Source organism: Rhodococcus sp. Z13, assembly GCF_025837095.1.
Classification (GTDB): domain Bacteria; phylum Actinomycetota; class Actinomycetes; order Mycobacteriales; family Mycobacteriaceae; genus Rhodococcus; species Rhodococcus sacchari.
Map to the genome: position 1 here is coordinate 1,588,099 of NZ_CP107551.1, position 18,181 is coordinate 1,606,279.

Genomic DNA, 18,181 nt, shown 5'->3' on the forward strand with positions numbered 1-18,181 from the left:
GAGTCAGCGGTGCGCGTAGGACGGGAACCTCTCGTCGACCTCCTGCTCGGTCAAGCCGAACTCCTCCAGCGTGTACCGGTGGGCCGGGCGACGCGGCCCGTTGCGGCTCTCGTCGTGCAGGGCCGTCATCGCCCGCTCGGCGTCGGCGGTGAAGGGCAGCCCGAACCGGTCGTAGAGGGCACCGACCGTCCCGATCGGATCGGCGACGAAGTCGCGGTAGTCCACATCGGCGAACCGTGTGGGATCGTGCCGGCGGCGGGCCTCGGTGAAGTGCTCGAAACCCCGTGCCCACAGGTCCAGCTGACTGCGGCCGATGGTCTCGCCGACGAACTTCTCGGACCATCCCTCGGTGGCCTGCGCGGCGAGACTGCACACCGAGCCGATCACGGTGCGCGGATCGCGGTGCGTCACGATCACGATCGCGTCCGGGTACACCGTGAGCAGCTCGTCCAGCGCGAACAGGTGGCTGGGATTCTTCAGCACCCACCGCTTGTCGGCGTCGGGCAACCCGATGAGCTGCAAATTCCTCCGGTGCCGGGCGTACGCCGCGGTCCAGTCCTGCCCGGCGAGCCACTGCGAGTAGGTGGGCAGGTGCGCCAGGCACTCGTAGGAGATCGACCGGAAGGACTGACGCAACAGCTGCCAGCACTCCTCGACCTCACCCGCCGACATGTAGTGCACGCCCATGAATTCCGGGTGCTCGACGTGGTGCTGCGCGAAACCGGCCTCGATACCCGCGAACACCGGGTTCTCCGACCAGGTCTCGCGTGGCGGGCGTGGCTGCGGCATCTCCGTCAGCCACATCTCCAGGCCCTGGTGGGCGGGATCGGCGGCGAGCAGGCGGTGCAGGGCCGTGGTACCGGTACGGGGGAGACCGGTGACGAAGATCGGCCTGCTGATCGGGACGTCTGCATGCTCGGGGTGAGCGGCCCACGCGGATTCGGACAGCAGACGCGCCACCAGGGCACCACGAAGGAAGACCCGCGACATCTTGCTGCCCAGCGGGGTGAGTTCCTCGTCCCGCGCGTAGGAGTCGAGCAGAACTCCGAGGGCCTCGCGGTAGTCGTCGTCGCCGAAATCGGTCAGGCCCGTCATCCGGATCGCGGAGTCGTGCAGATCCTCGACGGTGCCGACGGTGGTGCGTTCGTTCATGTACTCGTCCCGTTCAGTGGTGGTATTCGCCGCAGTTGACGTCGAGGCACTGGCCCGTGATCGCCGAAGCCATCGGGGAGGCCAGGAAGATCACCGCATCCGCGATCTCCTCGGTGGTCGGGAGCCGCTTCAGATCCGAAGCGGCGGCAGTGTGTTCGTAGATCTGCTCGACGGTGGTGCCGTACTTGCCGGCCTGGTGCTCGAAGTAGCTCCGCAGGATCGGTCCCCAGATATATCCGGGCGCAACGGAGTTGACACGGATTCCCTGCGGCCCCAGCTCGGTGGCCAGGGACCGTGACAACGACAGCAGTGCCGACTTGGCGAGTTTGTAACTGCCGTAACGCTCCTGGGAGTGCCGCAGCACCATCGAGTTGATGTTGACCACCGCGCCCTTCGTGTCGGCAAGGGCGGGGGTGAACAGCTGGGTCAGTCGTAGGGCGCCGAGGACGGTCAGCTCGACACTGTCCCGGATCTGCTGGAAGTCGGTGCGCGCCAACGGTTTCATCGACGGAACCGAGAAGGCGTTGTTGACGAGCACGTCGACACGGCCGAACTCGGCCGTGGCGCGATCGGCGAGAGCGGCCGCGGACTCGTCGTCGGTGATGTCGGTCGGCACCGCCAGCGCCCGTCGGCCCGTGGCCTCGACCTCCGCGGCGACCTTCTCGAGTCGCTCCCGGGTGCGGGCGGCGAGCACCAGGTCGGCGCCGTGCTCCGCACACCGCAGTGCGAGGGTGTGGCCCAGGCCGGGACCGACGCCGGAGATCACCACCACCCGGTCGTGGAGCAGGCCCGCCGGCGCGCTCATGCCAACATCCGATCGGCGACGCCCCGTTGACGGTCCGCGATGCGCTGCGCCCAGGCCTCGGGGCTGATGCGGTTCGACTCGTGGAAGGGCAGGACCTCGGGGAGGCGGTCGAACGGGACCACCTCGGCGGTGGGGCCGTCGGCGGCGGTGAGTTCGCGGTCGAGCCGTTGCCAGCGGAACTGCAGGATCCCACGGCTGTGGCCGAGCGTCTCGACCCAGTTGGTCAGCCCCGGATCGCAGGACGAGACGACGATCCGCACCATCCCGTCCGGATCCACCTGGGCCTGGGCGTTGTTCAGCGAGGTCTGGTGGTGGACGTAGTCCAGGGAGATGTACCAGAGGCTGCCGATCTGGAAGCCCTGATAGGGAGCGTCGCTCGCCGGCACGGTCAGCACCATCGCCTCGTCGTCGCCGAGTTCGAAGTGTCCGACCGACGAGTACTGGGTGTCGAGTCCGCCCGGGGTGCGCCGCGGTTCGGTGAGGGTGTTCACCGGAAGCTTCAGATAGAACCACTCGGGGAACTGCAGCCAGGTCTTCACCCGCGAGACCAGCGCGCGTCCGGCCCGTTCGTAGCGGGTGACGACGTCGTCGTGGGTGGGTTCGGGTGCGGGGGTGCCGAGGGTGTCGAGCCGGTGGATGCTCAGGGTGCCACGACGCTGGGTCCAGTCGCTGTAGACCTCGCGAACCACCAGCTGTGACGAACCGGGGGCGAGGGTGAAGTAGTTGCGCTCCGGATCGGCCGGGCCGGGACCGAAGCGGATCTCGAAGGTGCCGTCGTCGGCGATGCGCAGTGCGCGGTCGTCGAAGGCGGTGACGTTGCCGGGGACCTCGGCGTCGGTGTAGTTGCCGGCCAGCACCTGGAAACTCAGGTCGCAGGTCGTGCCGCGGCGCCCGGTGACGAGATACTCGGCGTCGTCGCGGAGTACCGCACCCCAGTACAGGGTGTCGGGATTGTCGAGGCCCATCTTGGTGTACGGACCGGTGCCGGTGACGAAGACCGGATGGGTCCTGCTGTAGGCGAAGGTGGAGTGGACGCACGCGGAGATCCCACCCGCGAGATATCCGTATCCCTCGACGAGGTCCTGCTCGGTGCGGATGTGCGGGGCGGTGGCGACGAGTTTCTCGGCCTCGGCTATCGCCGCGGTGAGCGGATCGGTGAGCACTGCGATCTCCTCTGGTCCATATGTGTACCGCTGCGGTAGTCTTCTGTCGGGCCGAGAGTAGAACGTGTTCCAGGGAGGGTCAATGGGTCGTCGCGGGACCGGGACGACCGAGACGGGCTCCGGCACCGCCCGACGGTCGCCACCCACCGAACGCGTCGTTCAGGTGCTCGACCACCTCGTGGCGCGCCCCGGCGTCCGTTTCGGGCTGTCGGAACTGGCGCGGGAACTCGACCTGAGCAAACCCACCTGCCTGGGCATCCTCACGGCGCTCACCGACGCGGGTTATCTGATCCGCGACCCCGTCGACAAGACCTACGGCCTCGGCCCGGCCCTGATCGTCGCGGGACGCGCCGCGCAGCGCGGTTTCGCCTCCGGGCCGGTCGCCCACCGGCACCTGGCCTCGCTCGCCGACGAGTTCGGTGCCGTGTGTTCGGCCTCCGCCGTGGTCGGCGACCGGATCGCCGTACTCGACGTGGTCGGTGGACGTGGCGCCGCCTCGGCGGCGCGGGTGGGGGAGGTGTATCCTTTCGCGCCGCCGGTGGGTCTGATGTACGTGCTGTGGGACACCGACGAGCGGGTCGAGCAGTGGCTGCGGCGGGAGCCGACCCTGCCGGTGGCCGTCGATCGGGACGACCTGTGGCGGATCGTCACCGAATGCCGCCGCGCCGGTTACCTCGCCGAGGCCCTCACTCCCGGTGGGCGCCGGCTCTACGCGCTCATGGCCGGGGTGGTCGCGCACGACCTCGCGCCCGAGATGCGGGAAATGCTCGCGGAACTGGTTGCCAGTCCCGGCGAGCGCGTACTGCTGCCCGGGGCCTTCGCTGCGGGGGAGAGGCGGGCGGTCAACCTGGTGGCCGCCCCCGCCTACGATCCCGACGGGCACCAGTCGCTCGTGCTCACGCTGCACCTCGAACGGGAGGTCGACGCGGTGGAGGTCGAGCGGTGCGGTACGGCGCTCGTGGCCGTCGCGGACGCCATCACCACCGATCTCGGTGGACGCCGGCCGCTGGGGCGATCGGGGGTCGCCGGGTCCGGCTGTTGACCCGGAATTGAAACTCGTTCTACTGTTGCGGAGTACACTTCGACCGCGTCGGTACACATGTGTACCGCGCTGGCTGAGAGGGGCACGATGACCACGGTGCCGCCGCAACGACCACCGACCTACGCACTCCCGCTGCTCGGTGCACTCGAGGCCGAGTCCGTCCACATCTTCCGGGAGGTCGCCGCGACCTTCTCCCGGCCCGTCCTGCTGTTCTCCGGCGGCAAGGACTCCGCAGTGATGCTCCACCTCGCCGCCAAGGCGTTCTGGCCGGCGCCGCTGCCGTTCCCCGTGCTGCACATCGACACCGGGCACAACTTCGACGAGGTGATCGGCTTCCGCGACCGCACCGTCGACCGCCTCGGGCTGCGGCTGATCGTCGCCTCCGTGCAGGAGGACATCGACGCCGGCCGCGCCGTCGAGGAGACCGGGCCGCACGCCACCCGCAACCGGCTGCAGACCGGAACCCTCCTGCGCGCGTTACGGGAAGGCGGATTCGACGCGGTCTTCGGCGGAGCCCGCCGCGACGAGGAGAAGGCCCGCGCGAAGGAGCGCATCTTCAGCCTCCGCGACGAATTCGGGCAGTGGGATCCGAAGGCGCAACGCCCCGAGGTGTGGCGGCTCTACAACGGTCGGCATCGCCGTGGTGAACACATGCGGGTCTTCCCGCTGTCCGACTGGACCGAACTCGACATCTGGCGCTACATCCGCGACGAGCACGTCGACCTGCCGTCGCTGTACTACGCGCACCGGCGTCCCGTCGTCGAACGCGACGGAATGTTGCTCGCCCACACCCGTTTCCTCACCCTGCTGCCGGGGGAGACACCCCGCGAGAGTCTCGTCCGGTTCCGCACCGTCGGCGACGCGACCTGCACCGGCTGTGTCGAATCCGCCGCCGCCACCGTGGAAGAGGTGGTCGCCGAGGTCGCCGCCAGCCGGGTCACCGAACGGGGCGCGACCCGCGCCGACGACCGCATCTCCGACACCGGGATGGAAGACCGCAAGAGGGAAGGGTATTTCTGATGTCCCGCCTACTGCGCATCGCCACCGCCGGCAGTGTCGACGACGGCAAGTCCACGCTCATCGGCCGCCTGCTGTTCGACTCGAAGGCGGTCTTCGAGGACCAGCTCGAGGCGGTGACCCGCACGAGCCTCGACCGCGGTGCCGACCGTGCCGACCTCGCCCTGCTCGCCGACGGTCTGCGCGCCGAACGCGAACAGGGCATCACCATCGACGTCGCCTACCGCTATTTCGCCACTCCGCAACGCTCGTTCGTCATCGCCGACACCCCCGGGCACGAGCAGTACACCCGCAACATGGTCACCGGGGCATCCACCGCCGACCTCGCACTCGTCCTCGTCGACGCCCGCAAGGGCATCGTCCGTCAGACCCGGCGGCACGCCTTCCTCGCGTCCCTCCTGGGGGTACGGCACGTCGTGTTGTGCATCAACAAGATGGACCTCGTCGACTGGTCGCAGAGCCGATTCGACGAGATCTGCGACGAGTTCCGCAATTTCGCGGCGAAACTCGACATCCCGGACCTCGCCTTCGTCCCGGTCTCGGCGCTGCACGGCGACAACGTCGTCTCCCGCACCGCGAACATGCCCTGGTACGAGGGCACTTCGCTGCTGCACCATCTCGAACAGGTCCACATCGCCTCCGACACCAATCTCGTCGACGCGCGCCTGCCGGTGCAGTACGTTATCCGGCCCGGCGCCGGTGAACACCGCGACTTCCGCGGCTACGCCGGCACCGTCGCCGCGGGCGGATTCGCCCCCGGGGACGACGTGGTCGTCCTCCCTTCGGGTTTCGGCACGAAAGTGCGGAAGGTGTGGGGGCCGGGCGGCGCACCGCTCGATCACGCCTACGCCGGAGCAGCGGTGTGCGTCGAGCTCGACGACGACCTCGACGTCGGCCGCGGCGACATGCTGTGCCGCCCCAACAACCGCCCGCTCGTCGGCACCGGCATCGACGCGATGGTGTGCTGGTTCGACGAGAACTCCGCACTCGAACCCGACGCCCGCTACGTGCTGCTGCACACCACACGCTCGACCTCCGCCCGCGTGGTCCGGCTGGACTACCGCCTCGACGTCGACACGCTGCACCGTGACGAATCCGCCGGCTCCCTCCGGTTCAACGAGATCGGCCGCGTGCAGCTGCGCACGCAGCAGCCGCTGCTGTTCGACCCCTACCGGCGCAACCGCACCACCGGAAGCTTCGTCCTGGTCGACGAGCGCACCGGCAACACCGTCGCCGCCGGGACGATCACCGGTCCCACGCTGGCGGACAGCCGGGTGGTCTGGCACGCGGCCGCGGTGTCGCGGGCCGAACGGGGGACGACGGGGGCGACGGTGTGGCTCACCGGGCTGTCGGCCTCCGGCAAGTCCACGCTCGCCGTCGAACTCGAACGGCAACTGATCGCCGCCGGCATCCCTGCCTACCGCCTCGACGGCGACAACCTCCGGCACGGCCTCAACGCCGACCTCGGGTTCGGCCCCGAGGACCGCGCGGAGAACATCCGTCGGGTCGGCGCGGTCGCCCAGCTGATGGCCGACGCCGGGCTCGTCGCCGTCTGCGCGCTGATCAGCCCCTACCGGCAGGACCGCGACCGCATCCGGCGGCAGCACGAGGAGGCCGGGATCCCGTTCCTCGAGGTCTTCGTCGACACACCCCTCACCGAGTGCGAGGCCCGCGACCCGAAGGGCATGTACGCGCGGGCCCGGGCGGGGGAGATCACCGGCTTCACCGGCATCGACGACCCCTACGAGCCGCCCCTGCAGCCCGATCTCGTGCTGCATCCCCACGACGGCACGCCTGCCGTGCAGGCGGCCCGCATCGTGGAATTGTTGAGGGCATGACGCACGACGACCGCCTCGACGATGCCCGACTCGCCGCCGAGACCGCCTCCGGCGCAGGTGAACTGCTGCTCACCGTCCGCGCGATCGAAGGCGACGCCCTCACCGGGCGGGAACTGGGCCGCCGCGGCGACCACGCCGCCAACACCTACATCCTCGAACGGCTGGCCGCCGCACGCCCCGGCGACGCGGTGCTCTCCGAGGAATCCGCCGACGATCCCGCCCGGCTCGACGCCGAGCGGGTGTGGATCATCGACCCTCTCGACGGGTCGAAGGAGTACGGCATGCCCGAACACGTCGACTGGGCGGTCCACGTCGCGCTATGGGAGGCCGGACGCGGCCTCACCGCCGCCGCCGTCGCCCAGCCCGCCCTCGGCCTCGTCCACAGCACCGCCGATCCCGCACCCCCCTCGCGGGCGGCCCGCGGCCGTCCTCGCATCGTCGTCAGCGGCAGCCGGCCCCCGGAGTTCGTCTTCGGCCTCGCCCGCGACCTCGGGGCCGACCTGATCCGCATGGGCTCGGCGGGAGCCAAGGCGATGGCGGTGGTCCGTGGGGAGGCCGACGCCTACATCCATGCCGGCGGGCAGTGGGAATGGGACTCCGCGGCCCCGGTCGCTGTCGCGCAGGCCGCCGGACTCCACTGCGCCCGGATCGACGGCAGCGAACTGGAGTACAACCGCCCGCACCCCTATCTGCCCGATCTGGTGATCTGCCGCGCCGACTGGGCACCGGAGGTGATGTCGGCGCTGGCCGTGCACGCCACCGGGCCGACCGACAGCCCCCGGGTGGCGATGGCCCGCGCCTACATCCGCTCCCTGGTGAGCCACGACGCGTCCCACGTGCGGCTCGCGGCCGACGCCTGGCGGGTCGAGAACGGGGAACGGACCGGCGACAGCGGCTCCGAGATCCGCGACCGCCTCGAGAACGGCCCGGAGTACCGGCCGATCCGCCGGATCCGCGACCTGCGGTTCCGCGAGTGGCACCACAGCGTCGTCGCGCGGTTCGTCCTCGACATCGCAGCGGGGCCGAGCACCGAGACGTCGGTGGCGGTCACCGAGCACTTCGACATCCCGGCGGGGGAGATCCGCTCCATCGTCGCGATCATCGAACCGGATCCGGACAACAGTTGAACTTTTGTGTAGCTTCGATCGGAAGCACACATCCATTGGGAGGCATCACATATGACCGAAGCACGTGACATCGGGGACGGGATCCACCTCGTCCCCGTCCCGGTCGCCGACCTGCCCGTCGGCGACACCCAGGTCTACGTGATGGAGTCCCCGGGCGGTGTCGTGCTCGTGGACGTCGGCTGGAACGACGACACCTCCTGGGCCGCACTGCAGGACGGCCTCGCCGTCGCCGGCCTGTCCGTGACCGACGTCGAAGGCGTCGTCGTCACCCACTTCCACCCCGACCACGTCGGCCTCACCGGCCGCATCCGCGAGGCGTCCGGCTGCTGGGTGGCGATGAACGAGGCCGACTTCGCGTACCTCGAGGTCATGATCTCCGACGAGGACCGCAGCCGGGAGGAGGCCGAGCTGCTGCGCCGCGCCGGTGCACCCGAGACGGAGATCGACGCCTTCCTCGCCACCGTCGGCACCGCACCCGGCCGGCCCGACGCGCTGCCGGACCGCAAACTCGGCCCCGACGAGATGATCCCGCTGACCGGACGGTCGCTGCGCACCGTCCTGACCCCCGGCCACACCGCCGGGCACGCGTGCTTCCTGCTCGAGGAGCACGGCGTGCTGTTCAGCGGCGACCACGTCCTGGCCACCACCACACCGCACGTCGGCGAGTTCGACTTCCCGCTGCCGCAACGCGACGCGCTGGGGGAATACCTCGACTCGCTGCGCGCGGTCGCGGCGCTGCCCGTGCGGCGTGCACTGCCGGCACACCGGCAGCAGATCGAGAACCTGCCGGGCCGGGTCGACGAACTCCTCGCCCACCACGAGCAGCGCCTCGACGACCTCTACGACGCCTTCGGCGACGAGGACCTCACCCTGTGGGAGGCCACCGCCCGTATGCGCTGGTACCGGCCCTGGGACGAGACGCCTCTGCACGGCAAGCGGATGGCGCTGGCCGAAGGGTCCGCCCACATCCGGCAGCTCATCGAACGCGGACGCGTCCGCCGCATCCCGGGCACCGAACCGGCCCGCTTCGCGCGGGTGGCGGCCCGATGAGCGCCGCGGAACACAGCGGCCCCGACGAGCTGGTCACCGAGTTCTGTCGGGCCTGGGCCGATCCCGACCCCGCCACGATCGCCGGGTTCTTCACCGAGGACGCGGTCTTCCACAACATCCCGATGGAACCGATCCGCGGCCGCGCCGCGATCGAGGAGTACGTCGCCGGCTTCACCGCCTCGTTCGGCGGCATCGAGTACCGCATCCACCACCAGGCCGTCTCCGGCGACATCGTGCTCAACGAACGCACCGACGTGTTCACCATGAACGGCCGCACCGTCGAACTGCCCGTCACCGGGGTGTTCGAGATCCGGGACGGCAGGATCGCCGCCCTGCGCGACTACTTCGACCCCACGCCCCTCACCGCCGGGAGCTGAACGGGGAGGGCATCCGACCCCGGGAACGCCGAAGGCCCCGCTTCGTGTGAAGCGGGGCCTTCGTGGTGCCCTCGGCAGGATTCGAACCTGCGACTTCTTGCTCCGGAGGCAAGCGCTCTATCCCCTGAGCTACGAGGGCATCCGGACCACCGGATGACCAGCGGTGCGGGAGTTAGCCTAGCGCATAGATCGCTCAAGTCCACATCGGCAGGTCAGAGACGGTTTTTCGGCCACTCTCCCGGGCTGCTTCAGTTCATCGGCAGCGGTTCGGCGCCGCGTTCGGCGAGCAACCCGGTCATCAGCTCCGTCTCGGACTGCTGCGTCGCCACCATCGTCCCGGCGAGATCGCGCACCGCGGTGGTGCTCGCGTACTGCTGCCCGTACTCCATCATCGGCAGCCCGCCCTGATGGTGGCGCAGCATCAGCTGCAGGAATAGCACGTCGAACTCGGGGCCGCGCGCGGCCCGCAGGTCCGCCATGTCCTCGGCGGACGCCATGCCGGGCATGAGGTGCGAGCCGCTCGCACCCTCGGCCCCCATCGTCGCGTCGTGCCCGCCGTGACCGTGATCCTCGGACTCCGTCATCCACACCATGTGCTCACCGGTGGGCAGCAGCGCCCGGTCCCACAGCGACAGCCAGCCCTGCATCTGCCCGATCTGGTTCTGCTGGGTGGTGAGGATGTCGTAGGCGATGTTGCGGATCCGGTCGTCGTCGGAGTTGGTGATCGCGATCGTCGCCATCTCGACGGCCTGATCGTGGTGCACGATCATGTCCTGCGCGAAGCCGACATCCACGGAATCCGGGGCGGGAGTGGACGGAGCCGAGTCCTCGAACGGGAGCCGCGCCACGAAACCGGCGAGGAAGCCCACCGCCACCGCGGCGACGGCGAGCAGCACCAGCAGGGACCGCGACCTGTCCGAGGAGTTCTCGCCGGAGTTCTCGCTCATCGTCAGCTCCCGGCCGGAGCCTGCTGCATCTCACCGACGGACTCCGCCTCCATCGGTACCGCGTCGGGGCCGGGATCGGAGGCGTCGAAGGCCGGCGGGTTCGCCGGGTCGAACGAACCGGGGATCGTCGAGCAGCTCGCACCGACCTCCGGGTAGGTGTACCGGTTCAGACGCAGTGCGGCGATGAACTGGTCGATGCGCTCGTCGTCGGCGCTGTCGACCTTGAGCTGGTGGCCCCACGACTGCAGCGAGATCGGGGCGTCCAGGCCCGGATAGGGCGACATCATCGTGTAGGTACGGCCGTCGACCTTCGCGGCGAGGGTGTCGACCCCGGCGTCGTCGACCAGATCCGGGTTGTAGGCGATCCACACGGCGCCGTGCTCGAGGGAGTGGACCATGTTCTCGGTGCGGACCGGCTGCGCGTAGACCGTACCGGTGCAGGTGGCCCAGACGGAGTCGTGCGGGCCGCCGAAGGGCGGGCTCTGGTCGTAGGCGACACGCTGCCCGGGAGCGATGTGCACACCGGCGGGATAGTCGATCTTCAGCACACCCTCGATCTCGCCCGAGGGGTCCTGGTTGGACTCCGACGGGGTCCAGGCCTCCAGCGCCTGCTTGTCCTGCGCCTTCGGGATGATGCTCACGGCGATCACCGCGACCAGGATCACGACGACAGCCACGCCGCCGATCGTCAACCACGGGATCTGACGCTGCGGCGGGACGCCGCGAGCGCCCCCGCTCTTCTTCTTCGCGGCCTGGATGGCCTTCGACGACTTGGCTCCGGACTTGCTGTTACCGGAACCGCCACTAACCGAACCGCTGGGCATCGCTGGGTGCTCTTTCGACGGGTTGACATACGGGCGCAGCCCCGGTGGGGCGCACACTCGCTGCCAACTCTACGGCCGTACCCGCGGGATGTGGCCGAGCGTCCGCAGGGGGAGTGTCCGCGTCGCGATCGACCAGCCAATAGGATGGACACCTGTGACTCCCTCCGACCTTGCTCAGCTGCTCCGTGGAACCGCTGCCGGTGTCCTCACCGACCGTGGTCTCGATGCCTCCGTTCTTCCCGAGACCCTCACCGTCGAGCGCCCGCGCAATCCGGAGCACGGCGACTACGCGACCAACGTCGCCATGCAGGTCGCGAAGAAGGTCGGCGTGAACCCGCGCGAGCTCGCCACCTGGATCGCCGAGGCCCTCGCCGCGGCCGACGGCATCGACTCCGCCGAGGTCGCCGGACCCGGCTTCCTCAACATCCGCCTCGCCGCCGACGCCCAGGGCGCCATCGTGGCCAAGGTGCTCGACGAAGGCGACGCCTACGGCAGCGGCGACGATCTCGGCGGCGCCCGGATCAACCTGGAGTTCGTCTCCGCCAACCCCACCGGCCCGATCCACCTCGGCGGCACCCGCTGGGCCGCGGTCGGCGACGCGCTCGGCCGCATCCTCACCGCCCGCGGCGGGCAGGTCACCCGCGAGTACTACTTCAACGACCACGGCGCCCAGATCGACCGCTTCACCCGGTCGCTGATCGCCTCCGCCCAGGGGCAGCCCGCGCCCGAGGACGGTTACGCCGGTGCCTACATCGTCGACATCGCCGCCGCCGTGCTGAAGCAGCGCCCCGACGCCCTGGACCTGCCCGAGGCCGAACGCCACGAGGTGTTCCGCTCGATCGGCGTCGAGTTGATGTTCGCGCACATCAAGCGCACCCTCCACGAGTTCGGCGTCGACTTCGACGTGTACTTCCACGAGAACTCGCTGTTCGAGTCCGGCGCCGTCGACAAGGCCGTCGAGACCCTCAAGGCATCGGGCAACCTCTACTTCGAGGACGGCGCCTGGTGGCTCAAGAGCACCGACTACGGCGACGACAAGGACCGCGTCGTCATCAAGTCCGACGGCAACGCCGCCTACATCGCCGGCGACATCGCCTACTTCCAGGACAAGCGCTCGCGCGGCTTCGACCTGTGCATCTACATGCTCGGCGCCGACCACCACGGCTACATCGCCCGCCTGAAGGCCGCGGCGGCCGCCTTCGGTGACGACCCCGACACCGTCGAGGTCATGATCGGCCAGATGGTCAACCTCGTCCGCGGCGGCGAAGCCGTGAAGATGAGCAAGCGCGCCGGCACCGTCATCACCCTCGACGACCTCGTCGAGGCCATCGGCGTCGACGCCGCCCGCTACGCGCTCGTGCGCTCGTCGGTCGACCAGAGCATCGACATCGACCTCGAGCTGTGGGCGAGCACCACCAACGAGAACCCGGTGTACTACGTCCAGTACGCCCACGCCCGCCTGTCGTCGATCGCGCGCAACGCCGCCGATCTCGGCCTCACCGCCGAGGGCGCCCACCTCTCGCTGCTCACCCACGACCGCGAGGGCGACCTCATCCGCACTCTCGGCGAGTACCCGCGCGTCCTCGCGAAGGCCGCCGAACTGCGCGAGCCGCACCGCGTCGCGCGCTATCTCGAGGAGCTGGCGGGCACCTACCACCGCTTCTACGACGCCTGCCGCATCCTGCCGCAGGGCGACGAGGAGGCCGGCCCGCTGCACACCGCACGTCTGGCCCTGTGCGCCGCCGCGCGCCAGGTCCTCGCCAACGGCCTCGGTCTGCTCGGCGTCAGCGCTCCGGAGCGGATGTGAGCGCGCATCCGGCGGGCCCGCGTCACGCGGAGATCCCGCACGCCCCGAACCTGCCCGTGCGTCCCGCCGACGCCGCGGCCCTCAACGAACTCGTCCCGCACGTGTGGCCGCGCAACGCCGCCCGCGGTGAGGACGGGGTGCTGCGGATCGCGGGTGTCGCGGTCACCGACCTCGCCGAGAAGTACGGCACGCCGCTGTTCGTCGTGGACGAGGACGACTTCCGGTCCCGCTGCCGGGAGATCGCCGAGGCGTTCGGTCCGTCCGCGAAGGTGCACTACGCCTCCAAGGCGTTCCTGTGCACGGAGGTCGCCCGCTGGGTGCACCAGGAGGGGCTGTCCCTCGACGTCGCCTCCGGCGGCGAACTCGCCGTGGCCCTGCACGCCGGTTTCCCGGCCGAGAAGATCGCCATGCACGGCAACAACAAGTCCGTGCGGGAGCTGAAGACGGCGGTCGAGGCCGGTGTCGGGCACATCGTCATCGACTCGCTGTCCGAGATCGACCGCCTCGACGAGGTCGCCCGCGAGGCCGGTGTCGTGCAGGACGTGCTCATCCGCGTCACCGTCGGTGTCGAGGCGCACACGCACGAGTTCATCTCCACCGCGCACGAGGACCAGAAGTTCGGCCTGTCGCTGGCCGGCGGCAAGGCGATGGAGGCCGTGCGCCGGGTGTTCGCCGCCGACCACCTCCGGCTCGTCGGTCTGCACAGCCACATCGGCTCGCAGATCTTCGACGTCGACGGCTTCGAGCTGGCCGCCCACCGCGTGATCGGGCTGCTGCGCGACATCGTCGCCGAGTTCGGGGTGGAGAAGACCTCGCAGATGCACATCGTCGACCTCGGCGGTGGCCTCGGCATCTCCTACGTGCCGAGCGACGACCCGCCGCCGGTCGCGGATCTCGCCGCGAAGCTGGGCGACATCGTCCGCAACGAGTCGGCCCTCGCCGGGCTGCCCGAGCCGACCCTGGCGGTCGAGCCGGGCCGCGCCATCGCCGGACCGGGAACGATCACCCTCTACGAGGTCGGCACCATCAAGGACGTCGAGGTCGGCTCCGGCAACACGCGCCGCTACATCAGCGTCGACGGCGGCATGAGCGACAACATCCGCACCTCCCTGTACCAGGCCGAGTACGAATCGCGCCTCGTCTCCCGCGTGAGCGACGCCGAGCCGGTGGTCTCCCGCGTGGTGGGCAAGCACTGCGAGAGCGGTGACATCGTCATCCGCGACGCCTGGATGCCCGCCGACCTGGCACCCGGTGATTTACTGGCGGTCGCGGCCACGGGTGCATACTGCTATTCGATGTCCAGCAGGTACAACCTGCTGCCTCGCCCTGCCGTCGTGGCGGTCAAGGACGGCGTCCCGCGCGTCCTGCTGCGCCGCGAGACCGTCGAAGATCTGCTCAGCTTGGAGGTTTCGGAGTGACCAATGCAACGGTGACCGATGCATCGGGCCCCCGCCCGGTCGGTGTGGCCGTCCTCGGGCACGGCACCGTCGGTGCCGAGGTCGTGCGGATCATCCGCGACGACGCCGCCGACCTCGAAGCCCGCATCGGGGCGCCGCTGGTGCTGCGCGGTGTCGCCGTCCGCGACGCCTCGCGCGACCGCGGTCTGCCGGCCGAGCTGGTCACGACGGACGCCGAGGCGCTCATCAAGCGCGACGACGTCGACATCGTCGTCGAGCTGATCGGCGGCATCGACCTGCCGCGGACCCTGGTGCGCACCGCCCTCGACTCGGGCAAGTCCGTGGTCACGGCCAACAAGGCCCTGCTCGCCGCGTACACCGGCGAACTCGCCGAGACCGCCGAGGCCCGCAACGTCGACCTCTACTTCGAGGCGGCCGTGGCCGGCGCGATCCCGGTGATCCGCCCGCTGACCCAGTCGCTCGCCGGCGACCGCGTCGACCGGGTGGTCGGCATCGTCAACGGCACCACCAACTACATCCTGTCCGCGATGGACGAGACCGGCGCGGACTACGCCGAGACCCTCGCCGAGGCGAGCCGCCTCGGTTACGCGGAGGCCGACCCGACCGCCGACGTGGAGGGCCACGACGCCGCCGCCAAGGCCGCGATCCTCGCGTCGATCGCCTTCCACACCCGGGTGACCGCCGCCGACGTGTACTGCGAGGGCATCTCGTCGATCACCGCTGCGGACCTGACGTCCGCGCGGGCGCTCAACTGCACGATCAAGCTGCTCGCCCTGTGCGAGCGTGTGCCCGGCCCGGACGGCCGCGACCGCGTCTCCGCCCGGGTCTACCCGGCCCTGGTGCCCCGCGAGCACCCACTCGCCGCCGTCAACGGCGCGTTCAACGCCGTCGTCGTCGAGGCCCAGGCGGCCGGTCGCCTCATGTTCTACGGCCAGGGCGCCGGTGGCGCGCCCACCGCGTCCGCCGTCATGGGCGATCTGGTGATGGCCGCACGCAACCGCGTGCAGGGGGGACGAGGACCGCGTGAGTCGAAGTACGCGCAGCTCGAGGTTGCGCCGATGAGCGACATCCTCACGCGCTACTACGTGAACCTGAAGGTCGCCGACCGGGCCGGTGTGCTCTCCGCGGTGGCCTCCGAGTTCGCCACGCGCGGCGTGAGCATCGCCGCCGTGCGCCAGGAGGGGGCCGGCGAGGCCGCCCGCCTGGTGGTTCTGACACACCGGGCAACCGATCGTGCGCTGGCGGACACCGTCGCAGCGCTCGACAAGCTCGAATCCGTGATCGCTGTGACCAGCGTCCTGAGACTGGAGGGATCCGCCGAATGAGCGCGGCCGAGAAGAACACCACCCCCGTGCACAAGCCGTGGCCGGGCCTGATCGAGGCGTACCGTTCGCGCCTGCCGATCGGTGACGACTGGAAGACGGTCACGCTGCGCGAGGGCGGCACGCCGCTGCTCCCGGCTCCGCGCCTGTCGGAGATCACCGGCTGCGAGGTCCACATCAAGGTCGAGGGTCTCAACCCCACCGGTTCCTTCAAGGACCGCGGCATGACCATGGCGGTCACCGAGGCGCTCGCCACCGGCAAGCAGGCCGTGCTGTGCGCCTCCACCGGCAACACCTCGGCCTCGGCCGCCGCCTACGCCGCCCGCGCCGGCATCGGCTGCGCCGTGCTGGTGCCGCAGGGCAAGATCGCGATGGGCAAGCTGGCCCAGGCCGTGATGCACGGCGCGAAGATCGTGCAGGTCGAGGGCAACTTCGACGACTGCCTCGAGCTCGCCCGCAAGACCACCGCGGAGTTCTCCACCATCGGCCTGGTGAACTCGGTCAACCCGGTTCGCATCGAGGGCCAGAAGACCGCCGCCTTCGAGATCGTCGACGCCCTCGGCGACGCGCCCGACGTGCACATCCTCCCGGTCGGCAACGCCGGCAACATCACGGCCTACTGGAAGGGCTACAGCGAGTACGCCGCCGACGGCCTGAGCACGCGCCGCCCGCGCATGCTCGGTGTCCAGGCCGCCGGTGCCGCCCCGCTCGTCCTCGGTCATCCGGTCAAGGAGCCCGAGACCATCGCCACCGCCATTCGCATCGGCGCGCCCGCCTCGTGGAACGGTGCCGTCGCGGCCAAGGAGGAATCGAACGGCGCCTTCCGTGCCGCGACCGACGAGGAGATCCTCGAGGCCTACCGGCTGCTCGCGAAGACCGAGTCGATCTTCGTCGAGCCGGCCTCGGCCGCCTCGATCGCGGGTCTGCTCGCCGCGAGCAAGGAGGGCTGGCTCGAGCGCGGCCTGAAGGTCGTGTGCACCGTGACCGGCAACGGTCTGAAGGATCCCGATACGGCACTGCGCGACGTGCCCGTGGTCGAACCGATCCCGGTCGATCCCGTTGCGGTCGCCTCGGCACTCGAGTTGGCCTGAGTTGACCGGCACGCCTTCCTCCGTTGGGAAACAGGACATGACGCAGACGTTGCCCGTCGGGCTCTCGGTGACGGCGCGGGTTCCCGCCTCGAGCGCGAACCTCGGCCCCGGTTTCGACTGCCTGGGCCTCGCTGTCGGGCTGTACGACGAGATCACCGTCACCACAACCGCTTCGGGTCTCGACGTGCGTGTCGAGGGGGAAGGCGCCCAGGAGGTGCCGTGGGGGCCCTCACACCTGGTCGTCCGGGCCGTCGAGCGCGGTCTCGAGGCGGCCGGTGTCTGGGCGGACGGCCTGGACGTGGTGTGCCACAACGTGATTCCGCACTCCCGTGGACTCGGGTCGTCGGCTTCGGCGGCGGTGGGCGGTCTCGCCGCCGCCAACGGTCTCGTCCGTAAGGTCGCGCCTGAGCGGGTCCTCGACGACGCGCAGCTCGTGCAGCTCGCCTCCGAGTTCGAGGGACATCCCGACAACGCCGCGGCGAGCGTGCTCGGGGGAGCGGTCGTGTCGTGGACCGAGTCGGAGGTCGACTCCGAGCAGCGGACCTACCGTGCGGTGTCGCTGCCGGTGCACTCCGACATCAAGGTCTACGCCCTGGTCCCGTCCGTGCGGTCGTCCACGGCCCACACCCGGGGTCTGCTGCCCGAACTCGTCCCGCACCGCGACGCCGCGTTCAACGTCAGCCGGGCGGCGCTCGCCGTCGTGGCGCTCACCGAGCGTCCCGAGCTGCTGATGCCGGCCACCCAGGACCTGCTGCACCAGTCGCAGCGGGCCTCCGCGCTGCCGCTCACCACCAAGTGGGTGGCGACCCTGCGCCAGGCGGGTATCGCCGCCGTGGTGTCCGGGGCCGGCCCGACCGTGCTGGCCCTGACGACCTCCACGCTGCCCGACAATCTGCGGGCCGCCGCCGAGGCCGACGGCCTCCGGGTGCACGACCTCGAGGTCGCCGAGGGCGTCCAGGTCGACTGAGTCCGGCTCGGCCCTCGAATGCAGTGGTGACGCGCGATACGGTGGTGGACGACACACCACCGTATCGGCGCGCACGTTCTTGCTCTACGTACCGATCGTCGCTATTCTGTGGGGTGTCCGCACGTCGTGCGTATCAGTCGCCGGATTCTCCAGGGCACTCACTCCAGCTCCATTGGGGCGTCGATCCTGGATCGATCCTCACCTGCTCCCGGATCCGGGAGAGGGACTAGACCG

At 70.1% G+C, this 18,181-nt stretch carries 16 protein-coding genes and 1 tRNA gene; 11 read left to right on the forward strand and 6 right to left on the reverse strand.

Translation table 11 applies throughout. The annotated features are described in order from the left end of the window. Positions 1–3: 3 nt before the first annotated feature. From OED52_RS07250 to OED52_RS07260, 3 genes are read right to left on the reverse strand one after another with little or no spacing between them, the layout of a single operon-like run. The gene (locus OED52_RS07250) at positions 4–1,152 is read right to left on the reverse strand and encodes a sulfotransferase family protein (RefSeq protein WP_264153983.1); all 1,149 of its coding nucleotides are present in this window, start codon (positions 1,150–1,152) and stop codon (positions 4–6) included. 13 nt (positions 1,153–1,165) lie between these two features. Beyond that, a complete protein-coding gene (locus OED52_RS07255) occupies positions 1,166–1,957 on the reverse strand; it encodes an SDR family oxidoreductase (protein ID WP_264153984.1) in 792 nt (263 codons plus the stop codon). After that, positions 1,954–3,120, reverse strand: a complete 1,167-nt coding sequence (locus OED52_RS07260) for a hypothetical protein (protein ID WP_264153985.1) — start codon at positions 3,118–3,120, stop codon at positions 1,954–1,956. The genes OED52_RS07255 and OED52_RS07260 overlap by 4 nt, the downstream gene beginning before the upstream one ends. Positions 3,121–3,202: 82 nt before the next feature. Between OED52_RS07260 and OED52_RS07265 the strand changes: the two genes are divergently transcribed. The 6 genes from OED52_RS07265 to OED52_RS07290 all read left to right on the forward strand — a co-directional run bounded on the left by OED52_RS07265 (position 3,203) and on the right by OED52_RS07290 (position 9,571). Then, positions 3,203–4,162 carry an IclR family transcriptional regulator gene (locus tag OED52_RS07265; RefSeq protein ID WP_264153986.1) on the forward strand — a complete coding sequence of 320 codons (960 nt, stop codon included), beginning with the start codon at positions 3,203–3,205 and terminating at the stop codon, positions 4,160–4,162. A gap of 87 nt (positions 4,163–4,249) precedes the next feature. After that, a complete protein-coding gene (gene cysD / locus OED52_RS07270; RefSeq protein ID WP_264153987.1) occupies positions 4,250–5,182 on the forward strand; it encodes a sulfate adenylyltransferase subunit CysD in 933 nt (310 codons plus the stop codon). Continuing rightward, on the forward strand, positions 5,182–7,017 hold the full coding sequence (gene cysC / locus OED52_RS07275; RefSeq protein WP_264153988.1) for an adenylyl-sulfate kinase: 1,836 nt from the start codon (positions 5,182–5,184) through the stop codon (positions 7,015–7,017). Before cysD ends, cysC begins: the two co-directional genes overlap by 1 nt. Then, complete coding sequence (locus OED52_RS07280) at positions 7,014–8,144, forward strand: 3'(2'),5'-bisphosphate nucleotidase CysQ (RefSeq protein ID WP_264153989.1); 1,131 nt, start codon at positions 7,014–7,016, stop codon at positions 8,142–8,144. Before cysC ends, OED52_RS07280 begins: the two co-directional genes overlap by 4 nt. Positions 8,145–8,195: 51 nt before the next feature. Further along, positions 8,196–9,194: an MBL fold metallo-hydrolase gene (locus tag OED52_RS07285; RefSeq protein WP_264153990.1), complete on the forward strand. Its 999-nt coding sequence runs from the start codon at positions 8,196–8,198 to the stop codon at positions 9,192–9,194. Next, positions 9,191–9,571 carry an SgcJ/EcaC family oxidoreductase gene (locus tag OED52_RS07290; RefSeq protein ID WP_264153991.1) on the forward strand — a complete coding sequence of 127 codons (381 nt, stop codon included), beginning with the start codon at positions 9,191–9,193 and terminating at the stop codon, positions 9,569–9,571. The genes OED52_RS07285 and OED52_RS07290 overlap by 4 nt, the downstream gene beginning before the upstream one ends. A 63-nt stretch (positions 9,572–9,634) precedes the next feature. Here OED52_RS07290 and OED52_RS07295 read toward each other — a convergent pair. The 3 genes from OED52_RS07295 to OED52_RS07305 all read right to left on the reverse strand — a co-directional run bounded on the left by OED52_RS07295 (position 9,635) and on the right by OED52_RS07305 (position 11,342). Further along, a tRNA-Arg gene (locus OED52_RS07295) sits at positions 9,635–9,710 on the reverse strand. A gap of 109 nt (positions 9,711–9,819) precedes the next feature. Beyond that, a complete protein-coding gene (locus tag OED52_RS07300) occupies positions 9,820–10,518 on the reverse strand; it encodes a DUF305 domain-containing protein (RefSeq protein WP_264153992.1) in 699 nt (232 codons plus the stop codon). A gap of 2 nt (positions 10,519–10,520) precedes the next feature. Next, a complete protein-coding gene (locus tag OED52_RS07305; RefSeq protein ID WP_264153993.1) occupies positions 10,521–11,342 on the reverse strand; it encodes a DUF3105 domain-containing protein in 822 nt (273 codons plus the stop codon). A 154-nt stretch (positions 11,343–11,496) separates the two neighbouring features. Between OED52_RS07305 and argS the strand changes: the two genes are divergently transcribed. From argS to thrB, 5 genes are read left to right on the forward strand one after another with little or no spacing between them, the layout of a single operon-like run. Next, entirely contained in the window at positions 11,497–13,149 is a 1,653-nt protein-coding gene (gene argS / locus OED52_RS07310) for an arginine--tRNA ligase (protein ID WP_264153994.1), read from the forward strand. Then, entirely contained in the window at positions 13,146–14,567 is a 1,422-nt protein-coding gene (gene lysA, locus OED52_RS07315; RefSeq protein ID WP_264153995.1) for a diaminopimelate decarboxylase, read from the forward strand. Before argS ends, lysA begins: the two co-directional genes overlap by 4 nt. 11 nt (positions 14,568–14,578) lie before the next feature. Next, a complete protein-coding gene (locus tag OED52_RS07320) occupies positions 14,579–15,892 on the forward strand; it encodes a homoserine dehydrogenase (RefSeq protein ID WP_264153996.1) in 1,314 nt (437 codons plus the stop codon). Beyond that, positions 15,889–16,980, forward strand: coding sequence for a threonine synthase (gene thrC, locus OED52_RS07325; RefSeq protein WP_264153997.1), 1,092 nt, complete (start codon positions 15,889–15,891; stop codon positions 16,978–16,980). Before OED52_RS07320 ends, thrC begins: the two co-directional genes overlap by 4 nt. A gap of 37 nt (positions 16,981–17,017) precedes the next feature. Continuing rightward, complete coding sequence (gene thrB / locus OED52_RS07330) at positions 17,018–17,947, forward strand: homoserine kinase (RefSeq protein ID WP_264153998.1); 930 nt, start codon at positions 17,018–17,020, stop codon at positions 17,945–17,947. The last annotated feature ends 234 nt before the right edge of the window (positions 17,948–18,181 follow it).